At 35.0% G+C, this 22,911-nt stretch carries 26 protein-coding genes; 21 read left to right on the top strand and 5 right to left on the bottom strand.

The features are described 5' to 3' along the window. Window positions 1–31: 31 nt before the first annotated feature. Window positions 32–241, bottom strand: coding sequence for a hypothetical protein (locus MKX37_RS16460; RefSeq protein WP_002014052.1), 210 nt, complete (start codon window positions 239–241; stop codon window positions 32–34). Between the two features lie 84 nt (window positions 242–325). On the opposite strand from MKX37_RS16460, the gene MKX37_RS16455 reads away from it, so the two are divergent. From MKX37_RS16455 to MKX37_RS16370, 18 genes are all read left to right on the top strand, one after another. Continuing rightward, window positions 326–1,075, top strand: a complete 750-nt coding sequence (locus MKX37_RS16455) for a Nif3-like dinuclear metal center hexameric protein (RefSeq protein ID WP_002165359.1) — start codon at window positions 326–328, stop codon at window positions 1,073–1,075. A gap of 5 nt (window positions 1,076–1,080) precedes the next feature. Then, complete coding sequence (locus MKX37_RS16450) at window positions 1,081–1,572, top strand: NUDIX hydrolase (RefSeq protein WP_002014049.1); 492 nt, start codon at window positions 1,081–1,083, stop codon at window positions 1,570–1,572. A gap of 111 nt (window positions 1,573–1,683) precedes the next feature. Next, window positions 1,684–2,523 carry a phosphotransferase gene (locus MKX37_RS16445; RefSeq protein ID WP_078422318.1) on the top strand — a complete coding sequence of 280 codons (840 nt, stop codon included), beginning with the start codon at window positions 1,684–1,686 and terminating at the stop codon, window positions 2,521–2,523. 27 nt (window positions 2,524–2,550) lie between these two features. After that, window positions 2,551–3,108, top strand: coding sequence for a DUF7010 family protein (locus MKX37_RS16440; RefSeq protein WP_002014046.1), 558 nt, complete (start codon window positions 2,551–2,553; stop codon window positions 3,106–3,108). 28 nt (window positions 3,109–3,136) lie between these two features. After that, window positions 3,137–3,961 carry a hypothetical protein gene (locus MKX37_RS16435; protein WP_002167930.1) on the top strand — a complete coding sequence of 275 codons (825 nt, stop codon included), beginning with the start codon at window positions 3,137–3,139 and terminating at the stop codon, window positions 3,959–3,961. Window positions 3,962–3,977: 16 nt separating this feature from the next. Next, on the top strand, window positions 3,978–4,544 hold the full coding sequence (locus tag MKX37_RS16430) for an SGNH/GDSL hydrolase family protein (protein ID WP_002014043.1): 567 nt from the start codon (window positions 3,978–3,980) through the stop codon (window positions 4,542–4,544). 517 nt (window positions 4,545–5,061) lie between these two features. Continuing rightward, window positions 5,062–5,457, top strand: a complete 396-nt coding sequence (gene spxA / locus MKX37_RS16425) for a transcriptional regulator SpxA (RefSeq protein WP_000236196.1) — start codon at window positions 5,062–5,064, stop codon at window positions 5,455–5,457. Window positions 5,458–5,487: 30 nt separating this feature from the next. Further along, the gene (locus MKX37_RS16420; protein WP_000573513.1) at window positions 5,488–5,622 is read left to right on the top strand and encodes a BA3454 family stress response protein; all 135 of its coding nucleotides are present in this window, start codon (window positions 5,488–5,490) and stop codon (window positions 5,620–5,622) included. 194 nt (window positions 5,623–5,816) lie between these two features. Then, the gene (gene saiR / locus MKX37_RS16415; protein ID WP_001083471.1) at window positions 5,817–6,230 is read left to right on the top strand and encodes an Rrf2-family transcriptional regulator SaiR; all 414 of its coding nucleotides are present in this window, start codon (window positions 5,817–5,819) and stop codon (window positions 6,228–6,230) included. 125 nt (window positions 6,231–6,355) lie between these two features. After that, window positions 6,356–6,691, top strand: coding sequence for an IDEAL domain-containing protein (locus MKX37_RS16410; protein WP_000987460.1), 336 nt, complete (start codon window positions 6,356–6,358; stop codon window positions 6,689–6,691). Between the two features lie 1,154 nt (window positions 6,692–7,845). Next, on the top strand, window positions 7,846–9,165 hold the full coding sequence (locus tag MKX37_RS16405) for an aromatic amino acid transport family protein (protein ID WP_078422317.1): 1,320 nt from the start codon (window positions 7,846–7,848) through the stop codon (window positions 9,163–9,165). 112 nt (window positions 9,166–9,277) lie between these two features. Beyond that, on the top strand, window positions 9,278–9,700 hold the full coding sequence (locus MKX37_RS16400; protein WP_078422316.1) for a SpoIIAA family protein: 423 nt from the start codon (window positions 9,278–9,280) through the stop codon (window positions 9,698–9,700). 218 nt (window positions 9,701–9,918) lie between these two features. Continuing rightward, window positions 9,919–10,428 carry a heme-degrading domain-containing protein gene (locus tag MKX37_RS16395; protein WP_002014036.1) on the top strand — a complete coding sequence of 170 codons (510 nt, stop codon included), beginning with the start codon at window positions 9,919–9,921 and terminating at the stop codon, window positions 10,426–10,428. A 388-nt stretch (window positions 10,429–10,816) separates the two neighbouring features. Further along, complete coding sequence (zwf, locus tag MKX37_RS16390; protein ID WP_002165361.1) at window positions 10,817–12,301, top strand: glucose-6-phosphate dehydrogenase; 1,485 nt, start codon at window positions 10,817–10,819, stop codon at window positions 12,299–12,301. 95 nt (window positions 12,302–12,396) lie between these two features. Beyond that, window positions 12,397–13,290, top strand: coding sequence for a phosphogluconate dehydrogenase (NAD(+)-dependent, decarboxylating) (gnd, locus tag MKX37_RS16385; RefSeq protein WP_002014034.1), 894 nt, complete (start codon window positions 12,397–12,399; stop codon window positions 13,288–13,290). Window positions 13,291–13,341: 51 nt separating this feature from the next. Continuing rightward, window positions 13,342–14,010, top strand: coding sequence for a fructose-6-phosphate aldolase (gene fsa / locus MKX37_RS16380; protein ID WP_000667685.1), 669 nt, complete (start codon window positions 13,342–13,344; stop codon window positions 14,008–14,010). Between the two features lie 157 nt (window positions 14,011–14,167). After that, entirely contained in the window at window positions 14,168–15,709 is a 1,542-nt protein-coding gene (gene gntK, locus MKX37_RS16375; protein WP_033708043.1) for a gluconokinase, read from the top strand. 137 nt (window positions 15,710–15,846) lie between these two features. Then, the gene (locus MKX37_RS16370; RefSeq protein ID WP_002165362.1) at window positions 15,847–16,908 is read left to right on the top strand and encodes a lactonase family protein; all 1,062 of its coding nucleotides are present in this window, start codon (window positions 15,847–15,849) and stop codon (window positions 16,906–16,908) included. Window positions 16,909–16,978: 70 nt separating this feature from the next. On the opposite strand, the gene MKX37_RS16365 is transcribed toward MKX37_RS16370, so the two are convergent. Then, window positions 16,979–17,152, bottom strand: a complete 174-nt coding sequence (locus MKX37_RS16365) for a DUF1272 domain-containing protein (RefSeq protein WP_001162783.1) — start codon at window positions 17,150–17,152, stop codon at window positions 16,979–16,981. Window positions 17,153–17,347: 195 nt separating this feature from the next. On the opposite strand from MKX37_RS16365, the gene MKX37_RS16360 reads away from it, so the two are divergent. Both MKX37_RS16360 and MKX37_RS16355 read left to right on the top strand, forming a co-directional pair. Then, a complete protein-coding gene (locus MKX37_RS16360; protein ID WP_002185327.1) occupies window positions 17,348–18,202 on the top strand; it encodes a pentapeptide repeat-containing protein in 855 nt (284 codons plus the stop codon). Between the two features lie 20 nt (window positions 18,203–18,222). Beyond that, complete coding sequence (locus tag MKX37_RS16355; protein WP_078206697.1) at window positions 18,223–18,759, top strand: hypothetical protein; 537 nt, start codon at window positions 18,223–18,225, stop codon at window positions 18,757–18,759. Window positions 18,760–18,779: 20 nt separating this feature from the next. On the opposite strand, the gene MKX37_RS16350 is transcribed toward MKX37_RS16355, so the two are convergent. After that, entirely contained in the window at window positions 18,780–19,667 is an 888-nt protein-coding gene (locus MKX37_RS16350) for a DMT family transporter (RefSeq protein WP_078422315.1), read from the bottom strand. A gap of 368 nt (window positions 19,668–20,035) precedes the next feature. Between MKX37_RS16350 and MKX37_RS16345 the strand changes: the two genes are divergently transcribed. Continuing rightward, window positions 20,036–20,797 (top strand): glycosyltransferase family 2 protein, encoded by a 762-nt coding sequence (locus MKX37_RS16345; protein ID WP_255288898.1) that lies wholly within the window; start codon window positions 20,036–20,038, stop codon window positions 20,795–20,797. Here the strand turns inward: MKX37_RS16345 and MKX37_RS16340 are convergent. Together MKX37_RS16340 and MKX37_RS16335 are read right to left on the bottom strand one after the other, a co-directional pair. Then, window positions 20,766–21,689: an NAD-dependent epimerase/dehydratase family protein gene (locus MKX37_RS16340; RefSeq protein WP_002128317.1), complete on the bottom strand. Its 924-nt coding sequence runs from the start codon at window positions 21,687–21,689 to the stop codon at window positions 20,766–20,768. The two genes, MKX37_RS16345 and MKX37_RS16340, sit on opposite strands and share 32 nt — an antisense overlap. After that, window positions 21,686–22,909 (bottom strand): class I SAM-dependent methyltransferase, encoded by a 1,224-nt coding sequence (locus MKX37_RS16335; RefSeq protein WP_078422313.1) that lies wholly within the window; start codon window positions 22,907–22,909, stop codon window positions 21,686–21,688. Before MKX37_RS16335 ends, MKX37_RS16340 begins: the two co-directional genes overlap by 4 nt. Window positions 22,910–22,911: the final 2 nt, after the last annotated feature.

The following is a 22,911-nucleotide window of genomic DNA, read 5'->3' as shown; positions in this document are numbered from 1 at the left end:
ATGAAGCCCAGTATATAAACTGGACTTCTTCTTACCTGTTCAACACTTCAATATACGAAGCATCCCCAGCTGTTCTAATAGTAGAGCGGAAATTATTGTTTTCTAACGTTTCAGCAACTTGTTTTAATTGCTGTGCATCATCGTGATGAATAATTAAACTATCTGCACCACTTTCTTCTATATGAATATGCTCAACATTTCCAATCGCTTCATGTATAGCTTTTAAAAATTCAGGTTTCATATTGTCCTCCTATATGTATGTAACGTCGTTAAATAGTATTTCCTTATTTTTGAAATATAAAAGTAAATGAAAGGAGAAATGAAAATGAATATAACGCAGTTCAAAGAACATATTACATCACTTTTTGAAGAGCATCTTAATAAATACGGTGATGACGAGTATGGCTTCACTCACATTAGTAAAGAGGAATTTCACAAAATAGGTTACACGACAAATTTGACGCTAGAAACAATTGAAGAAGCGTATAGAAATGGTGTCGATATGATAGTTACACATCATGCACCGTGGAGTTTTCTATTCGGTATGGAAGAGGCTTGTATTGAGAAATTAAAAGAATATGAAATGAATCATTTTTGGATTCATTTGCCGTTAGATTTTGTAAAGTTTGGCACGTGTACGTCGTTATTTAATGAAATTGGGATAGATACAATACTGGAATATTCCACGTATGAGGAAGAAGAGCTACCGGGAATAGGAGAATATAAAGAAGTGATTCCGTTTTCAAATTTAGTTGAAAAACTTGAAGAGAGAATGGAAGAGAAAGTGAAGAGCTGGAAAAATCATGACAGGCCAGTAAAACGGATTGCGATATTAACAGGTGCAGGAAACAATACAAACCTTATTGAGCGTGCGCTAGAAAAAGGTTGTGATACGTACATAACGGGAGAAAAAACATTATATACAGTGCAACATGCGAAATTTAAAGGCATCAATTTGATTGTAGGAAGCCACACATTTACAGAAGTATTTGGTGTAGAAAGTTTGGCTCGTAAGTTAAAAGAAAGAGATCGTGCAATAGAGATTATTAGATTAAATGAAGAGCATTTGGAGTGAGGGAAATGGTAACTATATGCGCAAATTATGGGGAATCAAAAGTGAGGTTAACGTGGAAAAAAGATTGTATATTGCCAGAATACGAAAGAATCACGAGTGTTCACGGTTTTTGTTTTCATAATAATAAGGTTTTACTGATAGACCATGAGCAGCGTGGTTGGGACTTTCCTGGTGGGCATATAGAAGAAGGGGAACTACCAGAAGAATGTTTTAAAAGAGAAGCGTGGGAAGAAGGTTATGTAAAAGGAGAATGTACTTTATTTGGATATATTATCGTTGACCATAGTGATAATCCAAATTGGAATGAAAATAGTCCGTATCCAAAAGTAGGGTATCAGCCGTTCTACCGGATGGAGATTAATGAAGTGCATAAGTTTGACGGTGAGTATGAATCCGATAAAAGGATGTTTGTTAGAGTAGAAGAGAGTGCAGCGTATCATTATAAATGGAATGAATTATATGATGAAATCTTGAAGGAAGCCGTTTTGATAAAATGAAAATTAATTTCTGCAATATTAAGATGTTAGAAGGGATTCTCTTGCGATTGTCAAATAATAGTAAAGTTGTCTTTTGAATTGAGGCAATCTTCGGAATTAAAGGGTGAGAGAATGGACATTTCAATAATTGCTGCACAACTAGTTAAGGAGAAAGTTATTTCAAATTATCCAAATAGCGTAAAAGCGTTGAACGGAGGAACGACAATTACTGTATATTTGTTGGACGAAAAATATGTAGTAAAGTTGAATGAAGCGGAAGTAATACGTGAAGAAGCTAATTTTCTCTCATTTTATGAGGAGAATAGTTTATTTTCAAAGCTTTTGTATAAGGAACCTTTACATACATATTTCGTGTATTCTTTCCTTGAAGGTAATACTTCGTGTAAACAAGGATATAAACGAAGTACGCTTCGTACACTTGTAAAAGAAGTTATCAATAAGTATAAAATGGTTCCAGAGGCAGAAGGCTGGGGATGGAAAGAAAGTCCGGTTCAATGTTGGAATGAATTTTTAACGGCAAATGTGATGGAAGCTTATGAAAATGTAAGACGTTACATAAGTGAGGAAGATTATAGAATTGTTCTTAAACTAGCAAATAGGGATGCCGGAGTAAATCAGCCATTTTTATTACATGGTGATTTCGGATTTCATAATTTTATATTTCGGCAGAATAGGTTACATGGGGTAATTGATCCGTTACCTATTTTAGGAGATCCTTTATATGATTTAATTTATGCGTTCTGTTCAACTCCGGAAGATGTAACGAAAGAAACGATTGATTATGTGATGAAGCAATGTGTATTTCATAAAACAGAACGAGATTTATACGAAGAAATAGTAATAGGATTATATTTGCGTATAGATACATGTGTAAGACACCACCCGAAAGATTTAGAAGATTACTTAATAGCTTGGCGTTATTGGATGGGCGAAATTGAGCCGGCTTTATAGTACAAATAGTTTGGGGGAGATAGTGAAATGAACATAGCAGAAGCAAAACGAGATTTAGCACAAAGAACGAAAAAAGGATTTCCAGTTATAATAGCTGGTATTTTATTTTGGGTTGTAGCGAGTATAACGGGTGTTCTTCTTTCAGAAAAGCAAGTTGTGTGGGTGTATTTAATTGGTATGGGGTGTGTGTTTCCTTGCGGCCTAATGATAGCTGCCATATTAAAAATTGATATGTTTGCGAAAGGAAATCCGCTCGGGACTTTAGCAGGAGTAATTGGCGGGATAAATGTATTAAATATTCCGTTTGTGTTACTTGCCTATTTTCAATTTCCAGAGTGGTTACCTTTTGTAGTAGCGATGTTAATAGGTGTTCATTTTGTACCGTACGTATGGATTTATGAAAGTAAAAGTTATGGTTTACTGTCAGTAGGGACCGTATTCGTAACGTCAGTTTGCGGGATTCTTTTTGCTGACAATGGATTTACTGTAATTCCATTGTCAGTTACAGCTGTCTACTTACTAACTCTAATAGGTTTATTAATTGAAAATAAAAAAATAGATCATTATCAACAAAAATCAGCTTAATAAAAATATATGGATAGGGGGAATTATTATGAAAAATTTCGTTTGTACAACGTGCGGCGTACAGTATGCAGCGAGTGTGGAAGAACCGGTAAGTTGTGTTATTTGTGATGAGGAGAGACAATATGTGAATCCGAAAGGGCAGTCTTGGACGACTTTAGAAAACTTGCGAACGAGTGATACATATAAAAATGAAATAATAGAAGAAGAGCATAGACTTTATAGCATTACGACAAAACCTAAATTTGCGATCGGTCAAACAGCATTTGTCATAAAAACAGATTCCTATCGTTTATTATGGGATTGTATTACTTATTTAGATGAAACGACAATTGGGAAGATAAAAGAGTGGGGCGGGTTAGATGCGATTGCACTATCTCATCCTCATTATTATTCGATACAAGTAGAATGGGCAGAAACGTTTGATGTACCAATTTATATACATGAAGACGATAAAGAGTGGGTAGTACGCCCGAGTAGTCGTATTATTTATTGGTCTGGTGAGTCTTTACAATTAGCGGACGGAATTACTATTCATCGTCTCGGAGGACATTTTAGCGGCGGTTCTGTATTACATTGGGAAGAAGGAAATGATGGGAAAGGTATTTTATTAACAGGTGATATTATTCAAGTCGTAGCGGATCAGCAGTGGGTGAGTTTCATGTACAGCTATCCAAACTTAATTCCATTGCCAGCGAGAAAAGTGGAGGAAATGGCGAATCGAGTGAAGCCATTACAGTTTAATCGTTTATATAATGCTTTTCACGGAGTAGTGAAAGAGAATGCAAATGAGGCAGTGGAACGTTCTGCTGAAAGATATATTAAGGCGGTAGAAGGAAAGTTATTTCGTACGTGAAAGGAGAATTAGCTCTATGAAAACGTTAGTATGCTTCGGTGATAGTATTACAGCTGATGAAACGTTTTTTGATGGAACGCCAAGGTTAACACCGCGTCTGCAAGAGATGTTTCCAAATTGGAAGGTGGTAAATGCGGGGGATCCGGGCGATAATACGTTCGATGCGTTACATAGGGTTGAAGATGATGTACTATCACATAAACCAGACTTTGTAACAGTTTTTCTTGGTACGAATGATTCGGTGTTATTTGATCCAGTGCCATTACAATCTTACAAAGAAAATTTAGAGAAAATTGTAAGTGCGATTTCATCAGAAAAAGTATTACTTATTAGTCCTGCACCAGTTGATGAAGCAAGGCAACATAATAGAACGAATGAAGTACTCGGTCAATATGCAAATGTGGTTGAGGAAGTGGCGAAAGAAACAGGAAGTCATTTTCTAAATTTGTACGCTGAAATGATTCAAGAAAAGGATTATAAGAGATTTGTAGAAGATGATGAAAAGGACGGTTTACACTTCGGACCACAAGGTTATGAATATTTAGCGAAGTTAATTTGTGAAAAGTTAAAAGGGATTTTGTAGGAAGCAAAGCGTGGGCGCTTTGCTTTTTTGTTCGCGTATTTCCTCCTACAATGCAGTAGCTTTTATTATGCTAATTATATTTCATAGTAGCACATGTAAGAATGAAATGAATAAAGTGAAATATAATTAGACCTTACCAATTGGGTTATTAAGGGGAGCCCGACTTCGACCTAACTTTTTTGCTCTTGCCAAATTTTGAGGCGGTGCACTCAAATAGCGGGATAAAATGTACTTTAAAGAGGTGGTTAGCCGTAACACTATGAGACATTCGTACAAAAGAAAATGATTTGTTCCGCTAATGGAATGTATCCAAGACTTAACAGTTGATTAATTGAACTGTAAAGTTTAAAATTACAGTATAGTTTTTAGAAGTGAGTTGCTATTTTTTGTGAAAAACAGATAAATTAAATATTCTCGAATGAATAATATAACGTGTATTTCATTCTGAACTGTAATTTTTTTTAATACATTTCAATAATCTATATAATAATTTAAAAAGTAAAGGAGTGTGTAAAATATGGTGATTTTATATACGACAGCAAGCTGTAGTTCATGCCGAAAAGCAAAAGCATGGCTTGAAGAACATCAAATTGATTATACCGAAAAAAATATCGTATCAAATTCTCTTACAGTCGATGAACTTAAATCCATTCTTCGTTTAACTGAAGATGGTGCTACTGAAATTATTTCAACTAGATCTAAAACTTTTCAGGAATTAAATATAAATATTGAGGCGCTTTCGCTTAATGAGTTTTATAAATTAATAATTGAGTATCCTCAAATGTTACGTCGTCCAATTATGCTGGATGAAAAAAGATTACAGGTTGGTTTTAATGAGGAAGAAATTCGCAAATTTTTACCGCGTAGCGTTCGAACATTTTTGAATATAGAATTGCAAAAAATGGCTAATTAATAAGTAATATTTTGAAAGGAGGAAACAGAAGTGATTGAAGTATGTGTTACAGTTAATTATAAAGATAGAAACTATCACACAAATGTTATTGTGAGTAAAGATACGATTTGGACAAAAATTAAACAATTGGCAGAAGAACAAGTTAAGAAACAGTGGACTGTTTAAATTTATTTGCAACTTAAAAAGCTAAATGAAGTTAGGAGATATAGGGGAGTTCTGATAGAATATAAAGGAATTTATTTTTTCATGCTAAGCATGCTTCTTATATATTTTAACGTTTGACTAACCTATCTGTAATATTTATGGCTACAGTATGTTACTAAACGAGAAATCATATTTTTTATCGTAGGAGGACAACAATGAACAGCGACTTTACCTTGGCCATTCACAGTTTAACTTATTTAGCTTTACAGCCAGATCGGATGTCAACAAGTAATGCTATTTCCGAAAGTGCAGGTGTTCATCCAGTACGCATTCGCAAAGTGCTAAGTTTGTTAAAAAAACATAAGTTTATACAATCAAAAGAGGGAACGGGTGGAGGTTTTATTTTTGCCCGTGATTTAAGTGAAATTAATCTTTGGAATATGTATCAAATAACCTCTGAAGGGGCATTGCAGCCGAAGTGTCCAGAATCAAATGATCAGTGTATTGTAGGTTCGAACATGCGGAAAGTTCTTTTTGCTATTTTCTTAGGTGCGGAAGAACATCTAGGTGAATATTTAAAGAATTATACAATGAAAGAAGTTGTTGATCTTATTAATCAAGAACGTTAAGCGGCTTAATTATTATGTAGCCGTGAGTTCTTAAAAAATAAATGTAATAAAAAACATTACAGTTTAAATTGGTTTTTATATCTTTTTTATCGTTACAAAAAATATTTATAAGCAGGTGAAAAAGTATGATGTCAAATAATAATCATGTTTTAAAAGTGGGAGATTGGGTTCGTGGAATATCAAATGAGGGTGAATTCATAGTTGGTTACATTGTATCACTTGATGAAGTGGAAGGTGTAGTTACAGTTAGCATTGTGAAACGTGACGACAAGTACACAATGAACGAAGCGATTTTACTCTTTAGTAAACATGTTAACAAACTCCCTGAATCAAAGGTAATAAATAAGGAGCAAATCCTTTATCTTATAGACCTTGCATTATTAACAGGGGATGAAGAATGGTTTATTGAGCTCTCTGCAAAATTAAACTTGATAAAAGAGCTAGTTAATGAGGGGTTTTAAAGATTACATTATTCGTTTTTAATAGGTTGGATCGTGCAATAAGCAATAATATCATCTAAAAGGAAATGAAATAAAACCCATTCAATACAAACATAGAAATATCCCTGAAGAAGAGTTGAAAAAACTAAAATTAAGATGACATTGAAGTGATTCGTTTGCCCACTCCTAACAATGATAATGATGTAAATAAGCTGTCCATATGGGCAGCTTATTTTATTTTTTCGTTTAGCGAAGATTTTTGCAAAATGTTAGCGGTTCTCTTATTGTCATCAAGTTAAAATATGTATTTTCCTAAAAATGTATATGAATGCAATATTGATAATATATAACCTAAAAATTGGTTTATGTATTTAAAAAGAAATTTCTTTTTAACCACGTTAATTATTTATTAGAATATCTTTTTTAAGTCAAAATAAAATTTTTAGATAAAGAAGAATATAAGTATTTTTAAAATGAGTAGCTTGAATAAACAATATTTTACTGTGTTTTTTGCTGATTAATTCCGTTATAAGCGATAGGAACAAGGGTTGCATGCTAACTGTAAATTATTATCCATGTAAAATTATATCCATTAAATATTTCTGGAAATATAAAAATATTAATTTTATAAATATACACGTTATAATGAGGGCGTCGAGAGAAATTTTATGATCTCTGGAGAAAATATAAAAAATGCGATTAATAGAAAGAAAGGCGTGTGATTAGAGGCGAAATGTATGTAAAGTGCTTCAGTGGCTTGTGTAATCAATACCATAAATGCTGCCGAAGTTATGAAAGTGATGTATAGAATTGAGAAAGAAATGCCTCATAAATGAAGAGAGGCCGGTTTATCTAAAATTACTGTTACAAGTAAGTAAGAGAAACCATTAAAGTAACACACTGTTATTAGAAATGTTGCAACGTATTTATGAAGTCTATTCAATATTGTTCTCTTAAGCGGTCTTTATATAAAGAGCGGATAGTACGAGTAAACTTTTTTGTGAACGCTAACATGTATGTTAGGACGCTAACTAGCGAATGTTTCAATTTGGATTCATTATGATGAAGGACATACAATGTGGGGCAACTTGTAAGGAATTTATTTTCCGAAAAAAGGGAATGTTCGTTAGCTATAAAGAGATACGCAAGAATAGGATACAAGGGGGAGTTATTATATGAACGGGAATACTGCAAAGAAAATAGAAGTTCAAGCTGAAAATATCGCACTAGAAAATGAGCAATATGCAGATCCGAAAAAGTGGCATAAGCAGGATACTACATGGGCATTGAGCCTATTTGGAACTGCAATTGGAGCAGGGGTGCTCTTTTTACCGATTAATGCAGGTTCAGGTGGTTTATTATCATTACTACTAATTACATTGCTTGCATATCCAGTTATGTATTACTCACATAGGGCACTTGCTAAAATGATATACGCTTCTAATTCTGCTGATGAGGGGATCACAGGTACAATTAGAGAGTATTTCGGAAATAAAGCAAGTATCATTTTTAACATCGTATATTTCGGTTCAATTTATACAATCGTGCTAATGTATTCGGTTGCGCTTACAAATACTGCAAGTAGTTTTATCGTGCATCAATTGCACATGCCAGAGCCTCCAAGGGCTATTTTATCACTTGTATTAGTTCTTGGTCTTATCGCTATACTGAATTTTGGTCAAGATATTACTGTAAAGATCATGAGTATGCTAGTGTATCCTTTCATAGCTTCTCTACTTTTTATCGCAATATCTTTAATTCCACAGTGGAATACGTCAATGCTTAGCTTTTCAACTGTTTCTACTACTTCAACAGGAACAGGATATTTTGGAACGATACTGTTGATTCTACCAATCATCGTATTCTCATTTAATCATTCACCTATGATTTCATCATTTGTTGTAAAACAGAGAGCTACGTATGGAATAGAAGCTACTGATGCTAAATGTGCGCAAATACAAAAAGTTTGTTATATCATGACATTCGCTGTAGTTATGTTCTTCGTTTGGAGTAGTACATTAAGCTTGACTCCAGAGGATTTAAAAATGGCAAAAGAGCAAAACTTATCAATCCTTTCATATCTTGCTAATGAGCTTAATTCACCTGTAATCACGATTGTAGCTCCAATCATTGCTTTTGTGGCTATTACAAAATCTTTCCTTGGCCATTATATCGGAGCATTTGAAGTAATGCGTGACATGATTATTAAGTTCGGTAAATCACGTGGGAAAGTTATTGAAGAAAAAACAATTAAGACAATCGTCCTTACTTTTGTTGTATTGTCATGCTGGTTTGTTGCTTATACAAATCCAAGTATTCTTGGACTTATTGATTCTCTAAGCGGTCCATTAGTTGCTGCTATCTTATGTCTATTACCGATGTATGCAATCAATAAAGTACCAGTACTAGCTAAATACAAAGGGAAAATGAGTAACGTATTTGTTATTATTGTAGGTGTACTTACTGTTTTAGCAAGTATTAAATCATTATTCTAATTCACGATTGTTAGTTCTAATGCAAAATAAAATAGAACGATTTTGGGACAGACTTCTCCGTTTGGAGAGTTTGTCCTTTTTTAATTCGTAACAATTTTATCTTATTGATTTTATGAGATATTTCCGCATAATTGTAACTAAGGGAGATGATTCCAAGTTGAGTAAGCTGCATATAAGCACAACAGTTTCAGGAGATATAATTGTTACCCATCTTATTGGCAAGATTAAAACAGATGATGTTTATGAATGGTTTAATGGCTTCGAGCAGGTTTGTCAGCAATTCATTTCCGAGGGTCGGAAATACAAATTGCTGGTAGATAGAAAAGGGTACACGCCAGATCATTTTTCTGTTCAAAAAGCATGGAAAGATAAGTTTTTCAATGAAACGATTTTGAATCACAGTAAGGCAATTGCTTTTCTCCTTGAAGAAGGGGAGATACTGAATTATTTACAACAGTCCAATACAAAAGAATCTGTGAAATTTTTTGATGATTATGAACAAGCATTAGTTTGGTTGAATGGATATCCCATATGAAATTGTTAGCGAACCAGTTGCCTAAGTAACTGGTTTTTTTATGCTTGTAAGAAATATCCGGAAGAAAACTTCTATACGAGATGTTTAGTACGAAAGGACATACTTTTTTAAGGCGTTAAATATAATTCATAATAGCACCAAGAAGAAAAGAATACGCTTTACGGTATTAGTTATATGGAAAGGCCGTACGATAGAGTCACAGAAATTCAAAAATATCAATGTGGCATAAAGTGAGTAAGGGGGATAAACATATGAGCGCTTCAAATTTGAATGAAATAAGTAAGCAAATTTTAATAGAGGAGGAAACACTTCAATTTTCCTCTTTTACAAATGAAGATGCACTGCAAATAGGTTTATTTATCGTTGAAACGGCGAGGCAAGAAGGGAAATTGATTGCTGTTGATATAGCGAAAAATGGTGTGCAACTATTTCATTTCAAGATGACAGGGACAACTGCGGAAAATACGCAATGGATTGAGCGTAAAAAACGAGTTGTTTCTTTGCATAATCATAGCTCGTATTATATGCAGATACAAAGTGAAATAACGGGCGTTCCATATAATGAAAAGTATCTTTTAGATAGGTCGGATTATGCTGCGTTTGGTGGCTGTGTTCCTGTCCAAATAAAAGATGTAGGAGTTATTGGAATGATAACAGTTTCAGGATTACCACCAGAAGAGGATCATGAATTAGTTATAAGGGCAGTTAAAAATCATTTGAAACAATAGTAAAAAGGCAAAATCGAACAAGAATATGTTCGGTCTTGCCTTTTTATTATTCAGTTCATGAACATATTTCTAATAAGATGTTACGGAATTAAAATTTTTAATTCGAGACACTTTTCTTGACGATTATAATCTATGTAGTTAATATGATAGACGTAATGTAATTAAATTACTAAAAGTAATTAAGTTATTTTATATAAGTTAAAATAAGTAAGTAGCATGTGGTAAAAATGCTTTGAATTGCCACTATTAATATTGGGGACAATTAGAAAGCGACAAATATAAAAAATTAGAAGTTAAGAAGTAAGGTTGGATCAAAAATAATAGTAGCTTCTGTACAATGCATTTTTACTAAGGTGACAATGACTATACATCACGAGGGGGACTGAAATTGGAATCAATGACCTTTGTTTTATTTGGAGCAACAGGAGATTTAGCTAAAAGAAAAATTTACCCCGCGCTATATAACTTATATAGAGATCAAAAGATTCCAAAGCCAATATCCGTTATTGGGCTTGGAAGACGTGAAGTATCTCATTTAGATTTTCAAAAAAGAGTAAAAGAATCCATAGACACTTTTTCTCGTCGCAAAGATGAAGGTACTCCGAAAATAGAAGATTTTTTAGAGTATTTTCGTTATTGTCCGTTAGATGTGAATAAGCCAGAAGATTATAAAAGGTTATTACAAGTAGTTCGTGAAAGGGAAGAAGAACAAAATATACAAGGGAATAGAATGTTCTACCTTTCAGTTACTCCTGACTTCTTTGAGACCATTGCTTTAAATATTAAGGAAAGTGGACTCGATGGAACGGATGGATGGAAGCGCCTGATGATTGAGAAACCGTTTGGTCATGATCTTACATCTGCCCGAGAGCTGAATGATAAGCTTAGTCGAACGTTTGAAGAAGACGAAATATACCGTATTGATCATTATTTAGGTAAACCGATGATTCAAAACATTGAAGCACTTGAATTTGCAAATCCTGTTCTCCAATCGATTTGGAATAAAGAACATATAGCGAATGTACAAATAACAGCTAGTGAAACGGTTGGGGTAGAAGAAAGGGCAGCATATTATGATCATGCAGGAGCCATTCGCGATATGGTTCAAAATCATATGTTGCAAATATTAATGATGACTGCTATGAATCTGCCGGAAAAGATAAATGCATGTGAAATTCGTGAGGAAAAACGAAAGGTAATGGAAACTCTTCGTAAAGTGAAAAAAGAAGACGTTCAGAACCATATCATTCGCGGACAGTATGCTTCAGGAGAGATAAAAGGACAACAAGTTGTAGCGTATAGAGAGGAACCAGGAGTAAATCCTTCTTCTCAAACAGATACATATGTTGCGGCTCGCTTATGGATTGATAACCCATTTTGGACTGATGTTCCTTTTTACATACGAACAGGAAAAAGAATGAAAGAAAAGTCTACTCGTATTGTAATTGAGTTTAAAAATACATTAAAACAGCAATATCAAGATAGTAATCCAAATGCAGAGCCTAATTTGTTAATCATTGAAATTAGCCCAAATGAAAATGTTTCACTCCAATTAAATAGTAAAAATCCATTGAACAATGGAGAGCTAGAACCGATCCGTATTCATTTTACTTGTGAGCAAACAGGAGTGGGAATACCTGAAGCCTACGAAAGGCTTATCTATGATGCTGTATGTGGAGATTCTACATTCTTTGCACACTGGAGAGAGGTTGAATTGTCATGGGAATGGGTGCAGCCAATCCTTGAAGCGTTCGAAGAAAACTTGTTACCTTTTCATGAATATGAGTCTGGCTCGTATGGTCCGGATGCTGCTCATGCTCTATTACAAGAAAGTGAATTTAAATGGTGGTTAGATGAGGGATTGAAAAAATAAGTACATTCTTATAAGTAAAGCAATATGACAAAAGATATTCATCATTTTATTAACATGTATTTATGATGAAAGGTAATTCAAGGAGGAATTGTATTATGAGAGTAGGATTAATTGGTTTAGGTAAAATGGGATTAAATTTAGGGAAGAATTTAATTGATCATAAACATGAAGTAGCTGCATTCGATTTAAATACGAGTGCAGTGGAAGAAATGAAAGCGTATGGGGCTACAGGTACGTCTAGTTTAAACGAACTTGTTCAATCATTAGAATCACCAAGAATTCTATGGGTTATGGTTCCGCACGCTGTTGTTGATTCTGTTATTAATGAGGTTACACCGCTGTTATCAAAAGGAGATATTTTAATTGAAGCTGGGAATTCACATTATAAAGAGTCTATTCGCCGATATGAGCAACTAAAGACAGATGGCATTCACTTTATGGATGCAGGAACTTCTGGCGGAATGGAAGGTGCTCGTAATGGTGCTTGTTACATGATCGGAGGAGATCAAGAAGCTTGGGACATCGTTGAACCTATTTTCCGAGATACAGCTGTAGAAAATGGATTCTTATATGCAGGAAAAGCTGGTAGTGGTCACTTTTTAAAAATGATTCACAACGGAATTGAATACGGAATGATGGCTGCCATTGGTGAAGGATTTGAGGTTTTAGAGAAGAGTGAATTTGACTACGATTATGAAAAAGTATCAAGAGTATGGAACAACGGTTCAGTCATTCGTTCATGGTTAATGGAATTAACTGAAAATGCATTTTCTAAAGATGCAAAACTGGATGAAATTAAGGGCGTTATGCATTCTTCTGGTGAAGGAAAATGGACAGTAGAAACAGCATTAGACCTTCAAACAGCAACTCCTGTTATCGCAATGTCTCTATTAATGCGCTACCGCTCATTAGACAATGATACATTTACAGGAAAAGTTGTAGCAGCACTGCGCAATGAATTTGGCGGACATGCAGTAGAAAAGAAATAAAAATTTTAAAATTATAACTCGTTAGCGTTTAAAAAATGGAGGGAATGAATCATGAAGTTTTTTATTGATACTGCAAATCTTGAGGACATAAAAAAGGCATATAAACTAGGGGTTTTAGCTGGCGTTACAACGAATCCTTCTTTAGTAGCGAAAGAGGGCATTAAGTTTGAAGACCGTATTGCAGAAATTTGTCAGGCAGTACCTAACGTTGAATCTGTTTCGGCAGAAGTAACTCCAGATGTTGTTGCAGCTGAAGAAATGATCTCTCAAGCAGAAGAACTAATTAAAATTAACGGTGGTGATAAAAACATCACGATAAAACTTCCGATGACACTAGCAGGATTAGAAGCTTGCCGCTACCTTACTGAAAAAGGTGTGAAAACGAACGTTACACTTATTTTCACTGTGAACCAAGCTCTTTTAGCTGCTCGAGCAGGTGCAACGTACGTCTCTCCATTTTTAGGACGCTTAGATGATATTTCTGAAGATGGCGTATTATTAGTTGCTAAAATTGCTGAATTATTCGATGTTCATCAATTAGATACACAAATTATTGCGGCTTCTGTCAGACACCCAGACCATGTCACTCGTGTAGCGATGGCAGGTGCTCACATTGCAACAATTCCTTATAAAGTCATTGAACAACTTGCTATGCACCCATTAACAGATCAAGGTATTGAAAAGTTTGCTGCGGATTGGGCGAAAGCGCCTAAGTTATAATGAAATGAAGATTTCACTTTTCAAAATAGCACTATAGTTATGAAAAGGACCTCCTTATGAGAGAGAAGTTTATTAAAACGTAGCTCTCATAAGGGAGCGTCTTTTTTGTATACATCATGGTGCTCTTTTGTTATAGGAATAATTTGAAAGGGGTTACATAGTGAGCTCGAAATATATGATTGGTGTAGATATTGGGACAACTAGTACAAAATCAGTTTTGTTTTCGATTGATGGATCAGTTATTGCAAGTCATGGGATTGAATATCCTTTATATTCTCCCGCACCAGAAACAGCAGAACAAGATCCAGAAGAGATTTTTCAAGCGGTCATACATACGATTAAAGAAACTATACAATCAAGTAATGTGCAGCCAGTTGATATTCTTTGTGTTTCTTTTAGTTCGGCAATGCATAGTGTCATTGCTGTAGACGAAGCAGGGAAGCCGTTAACGAGATGTATCACTTGGGCAGATAATAGAAGCGCAAGCTGGGCAGAAAAAATAAAGAATGATATGAATGGTCATGAAATTTACCTTCGTACTGGAACACCAATCCATCCTATGTCACCACTTTCGAAATTAGTTTGGCTTAAGAATGAACATGATGAGTTGTTTGCAAAAAGCTATAAATTCATCTCTATTAAAGAGTATGTTTTCTATAAGTTATTTAAGGAATATGTAATTGATTATTCTATTGCATCAGCAACAGGAATGTTCAATTTGAAATTTTTAAAATGGGATGAGGCAGCTCTTCGTGTCGCAGGAATTACCGATAAAAAGCTATCTACAGTTGTTCCAACGACGCACAGTTTAATAGGGATAAATGAAGAACTTGCAAGAGAGATGAATGTACTTGTTACTACTCCTTTTATAATCGGTGCGAGTGATGGGGTACTATCGAATTTAGGTGTAAATGCAATAGAACCTGGAGTAGTTGCTATTACAATTGGTACGAGCGGTGCAGTGCGAGTTGTCACAAATCATCCTGTAACGGATCCGAAAGGTAGGACTTTTTGTTATGCGTTAACTGAGGACCTTTGGGTAATTGGTGGACCGGTTAATAATGGTGGTATGATTTTTAGGTGGGTTCGCGACCAATTATGTACGTTAGAAGTTGAGCATGGGAAGCGTTTAGGAAAAGATCCATATGAAGTGCTTACGGAAATAGCGGCAAAAGTGAATCCTGGATCTGATGGTTTATTATTTCATCCGTATTTAGCAGGCGAAAGAGCTCCTTTATGGAATGCAAATGCGCGGGGATCTTTCTTTGGGCTTGGACTACATCATAAGAAAGAGCATCTTATACGTGCTGTTTTAGAGGGAATCATTTATAACTTGTATACAGTTCTTCTTGCGTTAAAAGAACTAATTGGCGAACCGAAAAAAATTCAAGCGACAGGTGGTTTTGCAAGGTCAGAACTTTGGAGACAGATGATGGCAGATATTTTTCATCAAGACGTATACGTTCCTGAAAGTTTCGAAAGCTCTTGCCTAGGAGCGGCAATCCTCGGTTTATATAGCTTAGGTGAAGTAGATACATTACATGTAGTTTCTAATATGGTAGGTGCCAATTTTTATCATGAGCCAAACATGGAAAGTGTGGAGAAATATAAAGATTTAACACCGATCTATATTCGTTTGGCCCGTCACTTGGAAGAAGAATATGAAAGTATAGCAGCTTTTCAGAAAAAGTGGGTTTAGAGGCTATTTGGCAGAAAAATATGGTAGCGTATAAAGAGGTACTCCGATTTTTTAGGATATTCTTTCAATGAATAATAGTTTTAGGTTGCTTAGTAAGAAGTGTGATGAACAAAAACTATAGGGAGAGGGTTATGAAAATGACGGATAACAAAGAGTTTATTGGATATGTTGGAACTTACACGAAAGAAAATAGTGAAGGAATATATACTTTTACTTTACATACGGAAGCGCAAAAAGTTAGTAATGTAACACTTGCGGCTAAGCTGGATAACCCTACATATGTAACGATTAGCAAAAATAATCAATATCTCTATTCTGTTGTAAAAGAAGGAGAAGCTGGTGGTGTAGCTGCTTATTTGATTAATAGTCATACTGGAGAGCTAGAGGAACAAAATAGACAAGTAGTAGAAGGGGCTTCTCCTTGTCATATTAGTGTGGATAGTGGAAATCAAACGGTAGTTACAGCGAATTACCATAAAGGAACGATTGAGTCTTTTGAAGTAGATGAAGAAAATGGAACTGTAAATCCTGCTTCATCTATTATGGCACATGAAGGTTTAGGTCCAAATAAAGAAAGACAAGAAAAACCACATGCACATTACGCGGGATATACTCCTGATGAAAAATATGTGGTAGGTGTTGATTTAGGGATTGATAAAATAATTACATATGGAATAAAAGATAGTACATTAAAAGAAGTGAATAGCTTGTCTGTGAACCCAGGAAGCGGTCCGAGACATATTGCTTTTCATCCAAATGGAAAGTACGCTTATGTGATGACTGAACTTAGTTCGGAAGTCATTGTGTTAACATATTATCCGGAAGAAGGATCCTTTACAGAGTTGCAGTATATTTCTACAGTTCCAAAAGAATTTGATGGAAATAGTCAAGGAAGTGCTATTCATATTTCTTCTGATGGCCGTTTTGTATATGCGGCGAATCGTGGGTATAATAGTATCGCTGTTTTCAGTGTAAATCAAAACTCAGGTGAACTTACATTTGTTGCACATACATCTACAGAAGGAAATTGGCCGAGGGACTTTGTGTTAGATCCTACTGGAAAATTTCTTATTGCTACAAATGAAAAGTCACATAATCTTGTGCTATTTTCAAGAAATGAAACGACAGGGAAGTTAACACTGTTACAATCTGATGTTGTTGTACCAGAGCCTGTTTGTGTTAAGTTTTTAAATGTTTAATTTGTGATTGGTAGAATTTCTATATACCCCAGAAACAGAAAAAAGCAAAGCGATATCGCTTTGCTTTTTTCTATTTCTTCTTCGGTCTACGTACTAACTCGCCGCCACAATTTGGGCAAACGTTTTGTCTTTCCTCTGTACATGGTGCACAAAATGTACATTCATACACGCATATGTATGCTTCAGAATCAGGCTGAAGGGAATGGTCGCAAATTTGACAGTTTGTTTTCATTTCTAATGCCATCGTAATCCTCCTCGTTATTTGAAAGTTCTTAATTTAATTATAATTAATATTGTAGTGGGTGTCCTTTTTAAATGAAAAGAAATAGACGGATTATGTTGTTGTTTGAAATGAAATAGGTCCATTTGTTTTAAAATTGATTATTTAGTGCAGTTGGAATATTATGAAATAGTCAAAAGACAACAGGGGGTATATATTTTGACTAATCATAACGACTATTTTCGTGTAGAAGAGGATGTAAATTACAATAGTTTAAAAGCGGATTGTGAAAAATGTTTTGGATTATGTTGTGTAGCATTACCGTTTGCAGCATCAGTAGATTTTGCGGTGAATAAAGATGGTGGTAAACCTTGTACAAATCTACAATCAGATTATAAATGTAGTATACATAGAGATCTTAGAGGAAAAGGCTATAAAGGTTGTACAGTATTTGAATGTTTCGGTGCTGGACAAAAGATTTCTCAAGTTACGTTTAAAGGAATTGATTGGCGGACAGATGCCGAGCATGCGAGAGAAATGTATGATGCTTTTCCGGTTATGCATCAGCTTCATGAAATGCTTTGGTATTTGAAGGAAGCTATTCTATTAAAGGCGACGCAGACAATTCATAAAGAGCTGAAGGAAGCAATTGAAGAGACAGAGCGTCTTTCTAATTTAAGTTCAGATGAGTTAATGGAAGTAAATGTGCCATTACACCGTGCAGAAGTGAACATTCTCCTTTTAGAGACGAGTGAATTAGTATGGAAGGAAATGAATGTTGCACGTAAAAAACGAATCAGTCACCGCGGAGCAGATCTTATGGGAGCTAACCTTAAAAAGAGGGATTTACAAGGAGCAAATTTAAGAGGAGCTTATCTTATTGCGGCTAATTTACGAGATGCAAATTTAAGGGGAGCGGATCTCATCGGAGCAGATTTGCGAGATGCAGATATTCGCGGGACAGATTTTACAAATAGTATTTTTCTTACGCAAGTGCAAATTAATGCGGCGAAAGGGGACAAATATACGAAATTACCGAAAGTGTTGTCTCGTCCAGTTCATTGGACTACGTAAAGAGTATGGAGTGAAATAGTTTGGATATTTTTCAGTATTTAGAGGAAATGCAGGAAGCCGTATTTTCGTTATCGGTATCTCAAATAGAATCGAAGTATTATGATATTTGTCGCACACTAGCGTCAAGTGAGGATGCGGAGCGAATTAAATTGATTCCATTAGATTCATACAGGGAAAGTATGAGGATAGGTTTGAAAGAAGCTTTAGAAATTACTGCAAGTGAAGAGGTAAAAGCAATTTATTTTGAGTATGATTTGGATAATGAATGGAATAGTCAGTTCTATGTTTGTGACGATTACATTCCACTTGAGGAAGAGGATGATGATTGGGCTTGTGAATGGACGTATGATATTGAGGGACCGAGGTCAGTAGAATTAGCAGATTTGTATGCTGAAAATGGCTTTGATTCAGATAAAAAGGCTGTAGGTATTACTTTATATTTAATTGCAAAAACAGTGTGTAGTTTTATAAGTGCATGTAGTGGAGTACAAAGTAATATACCAATTTGTATAGGGTTCCATGATCAAGACCCAATTATACGAACAGGCAGAGACTAAGTCTCTGCCTGTTTTTTATACTATTTTCGCTTTTCAAAAGTAGTAATTATAACACTACATATAATAAGGATACCACCAATAAAAAAGTTACTGCTTAACGTCTCATTTAATAAGAACCAACCAAGTAATGATCCAACGATAGGTTGAAAGAAGAAAAATAATGAGCCGATGCTAGCATCCATTAATTCTAATCCTTTATTCCAAAGAAAAAATGCACCTGCGGTTGAGATGATTCCTAAATAGAGTACGCCTAATACTACATACATGTTCATATGTTCAATAGGATTTGTTTGGAATTCCCATACCATAAAAGGTGTAATGAAAAAGAGTGAAAAAAATATTGCGTACGTTGTAATAACTAAAGATGAAAATCGAGCGGAAGCGATTTTTACATAAATGGACAGTAAAGCCCACGTAATAGCGGCCCCAACTAAAATGATTGTACCGATAAAATAGGAGCCGATTTCAAAATCCCATCCGATAACGATAACGACACCGATTGTCGCTATTATAGTTGATAAAAGTCTACGAGCAGTTAGTTTCTCTTTTAAAATGAGCGCTGCAAATATAACCATAAATGCAGGTGTAGCTGATGTCACTAAGGAGCCTGTATGAGCATCGGATAATTTCGTTCCGATAAATTGACATGTGATTGAAATGAAATACCCGATGAATCCAATCCAAGCAAATAATAGCCAATCTTTTTTGTGGATGGGTACTTTTTTCTTTTGCTTTTTTTCAGTTGTTTTCAAAATCACATATAAAACAACAAAAGCGATAATAAAACGTAGCCAAACGAGTGTAAGTGGCGGAATAAAGTCGAGTACGTATTTACTAACGACGTACATACCGCCCCAAATACTTGCTGCTAGAGATAAACATATAGCTCCTAAAATTGTTTGTTTCATTTGAATTACCTCCGTCTATTTTTAGGGTTATGATTTATTCCCTAAGACGAGGCATAGTGCACTTGTTATATGAATGCCCGTCTTAGATTATAGACGGACTACAGGTTGATCGTTTTCGAATGAAGTGTTGTAGTACATGAGCGCATTCCTCCTTCATAATTTTATAATGATATTATAACTTAATTTTCAGTTTATTGGGATGTTAATTGTACGGAGTTGATTCTTTAGAAAATGGTGGTTGTCGAAGAAAGCATAGTATATGGTAGAAAAACATATTTTAAAAATAAAAGAAACCAATTACATAACTGATAAGTATATTAAGAGTAGGATGAAAAAGTAGATTAATAGAGAAAGAGGAGGAGATTATTATAACTACAACCGTTATTTCTCATTTTTACAATGAAGAGTATTTATTACCGTGGTGGCTTATGCATCATACGAAACTGTTTGATCATGGTATTTTAATTAATAAAGGTTCTACAGATCGCTCTGTGGAAATTTGCAAAAAGTTCGCACCGCATTGGGAAGTGCGAGATTCTGAAAATCCAGAATTTGATGCACTAGCAACAGATCGTGAAGTAATGGGGGTTGAACAAGAGGTAGAAGGGTGGAAAATAATTTTAAATACGACTGAGTTTCTTTGTGTACAAGATAAAGAGCAGTTCTGGAAATCACTAAAAGACTTAGGAGGGAGGATGTACTGGTTAGAAGGCCTTATAATGGTAGAAAATCCAAACTATAATTATCCAAAACTTAGGTATAGTATTTCTCTAATGAAACAGCGATTTCACGGTTACTTGCCTGAAGATTGGGAGCTGTGGAGAAGAGGGAGGTTCATTCACAATCACGAATATGGAAGTTATACGGCTGGAAGACATTTAACTATGCATGAGTCTATGAATTACCCACCTCTTGCATGTATTGTATGGTTTGGATTTAGTCCGTGGAATGATGCGATCAAAAGGCGCAAATTACAAATCGGGCCAACTCTTTCTCAAGGTAGTATACATGCGGGAATGGGGACGCATCATATTATTACACCTGAAAGATTAGAAACATGGTATAGAGAACTAGCGGGAGGAACAAAGGATCTGCGTTTCAGTGATGCATATCGTTATGCTTTTTTATAAATGATTCCCACCAAAAAATAGTTTCCTCAATTCCTGTGTTTAGATCGTAAGTTGGTAGCCACTTTACTTCAGTTTTTAAACGTTCCACATTAACGCCGACAAATAAAGGTTCATCTTTAGGAAAAGGGATAGCACCTAGTTTAATTAAATTTTCTTTTCCTATCTTTTTGGCAATGATAGAAGCTAATTCTTTAATTTGTACAGAGTGACCAGAAGCGATATTTATCGTACCTGTAACGTTACACTGTAATAAGGTCACAAGAGCGTCAGCGACATCACTCACATGGAGAAAATCTCGAGATTGATTTCCATGTGTACATAGTGCTTCCTCGTTTTTTAATAATGAAGTGATAATGTTAGATACAAGTCGATTACCATGTTCGTAAGGGCCATACATATGAAAAATTCGGCCCCAACACATGCTGAGGCCGGTTTGTTTTGCGTACGATTGTAACCAGGAGTGCAATGCATTTTTACATAATGAATAAGGTGTTTTATAGGAAAGAAGCGGTGAATCTTCAAATAATACACCGTTAAACCACTCGTACTCAGCACCGGTACCTGCTACAACTACTCGTTTTCCACCACATGTTGTGAAGTGTTGGATTAAAGAAATACTGGACTGGAGCCAATAATAATTATTGATGGATACATAGCATTTGGGCGGCACTGCTTCCCAAGCTAAATGAAAAAGGTAAGTAGGTTTAATTTCGTAAATGAGTTTTTTTACTTCTTCATCGCGAAGTAAGTTTACTTTATGCCAATGGCAGGAAAGGTGAGAAGGCTTATTTTTATTGTAAGTGGCGTGAACTTCATAACCCTTTTGTATAAGTGAATGTACAACATATTTACCAATCCATCCACTACCGCCTGTTACAAGGATTTTTTTCATGGTTCGATCACGTCTACTTCTGGGATCATCACTAAAAATTTGCCGCCCCATTCACGGATGAAGGAGCATTCTTTCATAATTTCGTCTTTCAAATTCCAAGGAAGTATGAGAATGTAATCAGGTTTTGTACGTTTTATTTCTTCAGGAGATTGTATTGGAATGCGGGTTCCTGGTAGAAGGAGACTTTGTTTGTGAGGGTTTTTATCTACAGTATAATTTAGAAATTCTTTTCCTATCCCGCAATAATTTAAAAGGGTGTTTCCTTTAGCTGGAGCGCCGTAACCGATAATTTGTTTGTTTAAAGCTTTTGCTTCGATAAAAAACTTTAAAATACTTATTTTCAATTGTTCTATGCGTTTAGAAAAAAGGAGATAGCAATCTAAAGTATCTAGCCCGTAATCTATTTCTTTTTGGATTATATTTGTAACACTGGAATGGATAGTGGATGAGTCACTGTGATGGTTTACAAAAATACGCAATGAACCACCGTGCGTTGCAAGTTCTTCTACCTCGACAATTTGTAAATGATGATGAGCTAAAACTTTTTGAAGACTTATAAGAGAGAAGTAAGAGAAGTGCTCATGATAGATTGTGTCAAACTGTTTAAAGGATATGAGGTTTAATAAGTGCGGGAATTCAATTGTTATCGTGCCATCTTGTTTTAATAATGTTTTTAAACCGGCAACAAAATCATGCAAGTTTGGAACGTGTGCTAATACGTTATTTGCGACGATTAAATCAGCTTGTGGTAATTTTTTTGCTAAGTCATTGCTGAAAAAATTCACTTCAGTAGGAATTCCTTTTTGGATAGCGATTTCTGCTACATTTTTTGCTGGTTCAATTCCTAACGTTTTGATATTTTCTTTTTGAAAGTATTGTAATAAGTACCCGTCGTTACTTGCGATTTCAATCACTTTCGAATGGTTTGTTAAGTTGAAACGCTTAATCGCCATTTCTACATATTGCTTAGCGTGTAGTAGCCAACTGGAGGAATAAGAGCTAAAGTATAAATAGTCATGAAAAATATTGTGCGGAGATTCAAATTCATCTAATTGTACAAGTAAACAAGAGTTACAAACAAACGTGTGCAGCGGATAAAATGGCTCCATTTTATAGGAGTGTTCTGGAGCTACAAATGAGTTAGCGAGAGGAGAAACGCCTAAATCTAAAAAAGTATTTGTTAGTAATGAGTGGCAAAAACGGCATTTTTTCTGTTCCATTT

It is taken from the genome of Bacillus sp. FSL R5-0709 (assembly GCF_038004785.1).
Classification (GTDB): Bacteria; Bacillota; Bacilli; order Bacillales; family Bacillaceae_G; genus Bacillus_A; species Bacillus_A mycoides.
This window is presented reverse-complemented; position numbering and strand designations above follow the sequence as displayed.

Coding starts and splice junctions, on each gene's coding strand:
- MKX37_RS16460 (WP_002014052.1), bottom strand. CDS start 241: ATGAAACCTGAATTTTTAAAAGCTATACATGAAGCGATTGGAAATGTT.
- MKX37_RS16455 (WP_002165359.1), top strand. CDS start 326: ATGAATATAACGCAGTTCAAAGAACATATTACATCACTTTTTGAAGAG.
- MKX37_RS16450 (WP_002014049.1), top strand. CDS start 1,081: ATGGTAACTATATGCGCAAATTATGGGGAATCAAAAGTGAGGTTAACG.
- MKX37_RS16445 (WP_078422318.1), top strand. CDS start 1,684: ATGGACATTTCAATAATTGCTGCACAACTAGTTAAGGAGAAAGTTATT.
- MKX37_RS16440 (WP_002014046.1), top strand. CDS start 2,551: ATGAACATAGCAGAAGCAAAACGAGATTTAGCACAAAGAACGAAAAAA.
- MKX37_RS16435 (WP_002167930.1), top strand. CDS start 3,137: ATGAAAAATTTCGTTTGTACAACGTGCGGCGTACAGTATGCAGCGAGT.
- MKX37_RS16430 (WP_002014043.1), top strand. CDS start 3,978: ATGAAAACGTTAGTATGCTTCGGTGATAGTATTACAGCTGATGAAACG.
- spxA (WP_000236196.1), top strand. CDS start 5,062: ATGGTGATTTTATATACGACAGCAAGCTGTAGTTCATGCCGAAAAGCA.
- saiR (WP_001083471.1), top strand. CDS start 5,817: ATGAACAGCGACTTTACCTTGGCCATTCACAGTTTAACTTATTTAGCT.
- MKX37_RS16410 (WP_000987460.1), top strand. CDS start 6,356: ATGATGTCAAATAATAATCATGTTTTAAAAGTGGGAGATTGGGTTCGT.
- MKX37_RS16405 (WP_078422317.1), top strand. CDS start 7,846: ATGAACGGGAATACTGCAAAGAAAATAGAAGTTCAAGCTGAAAATATC.
- MKX37_RS16400 (WP_078422316.1), top strand. CDS start 9,278: ATGAGATATTTCCGCATAATTGTAACTAAGGGAGATGATTCCAAGTTG.
- MKX37_RS16395 (WP_002014036.1), top strand. CDS start 9,919: ATGTGGCATAAAGTGAGTAAGGGGGATAAACATATGAGCGCTTCAAAT.
- gnd (WP_002014034.1), top strand. CDS start 12,397: ATGAGAGTAGGATTAATTGGTTTAGGTAAAATGGGATTAAATTTAGGG.
- fsa (WP_000667685.1), top strand. CDS start 13,342: ATGAAGTTTTTTATTGATACTGCAAATCTTGAGGACATAAAAAAGGCA.
- MKX37_RS16370 (WP_002165362.1), top strand. CDS start 15,847: ATGACGGATAACAAAGAGTTTATTGGATATGTTGGAACTTACACGAAA.
- MKX37_RS16365 (WP_001162783.1), bottom strand. CDS start 17,152: ATGGCATTAGAAATGAAAACAAACTGTCAAATTTGCGACCATTCCCTT.
- MKX37_RS16350 (WP_078422315.1), bottom strand. CDS start 19,667: ATGAAACAAACAATTTTAGGAGCTATATGTTTATCTCTAGCAGCAAGT.
- MKX37_RS16340 (WP_002128317.1), bottom strand. CDS start 21,689: ATGAAAAAAATCCTTGTAACAGGCGGTAGTGGATGGATTGGTAAATAT.
- MKX37_RS16335 (WP_078422313.1), bottom strand. CDS start 22,909: ATGGAACAGAAAAAATGCCGTTTTTGCCACTCATTACTAACAAATACT.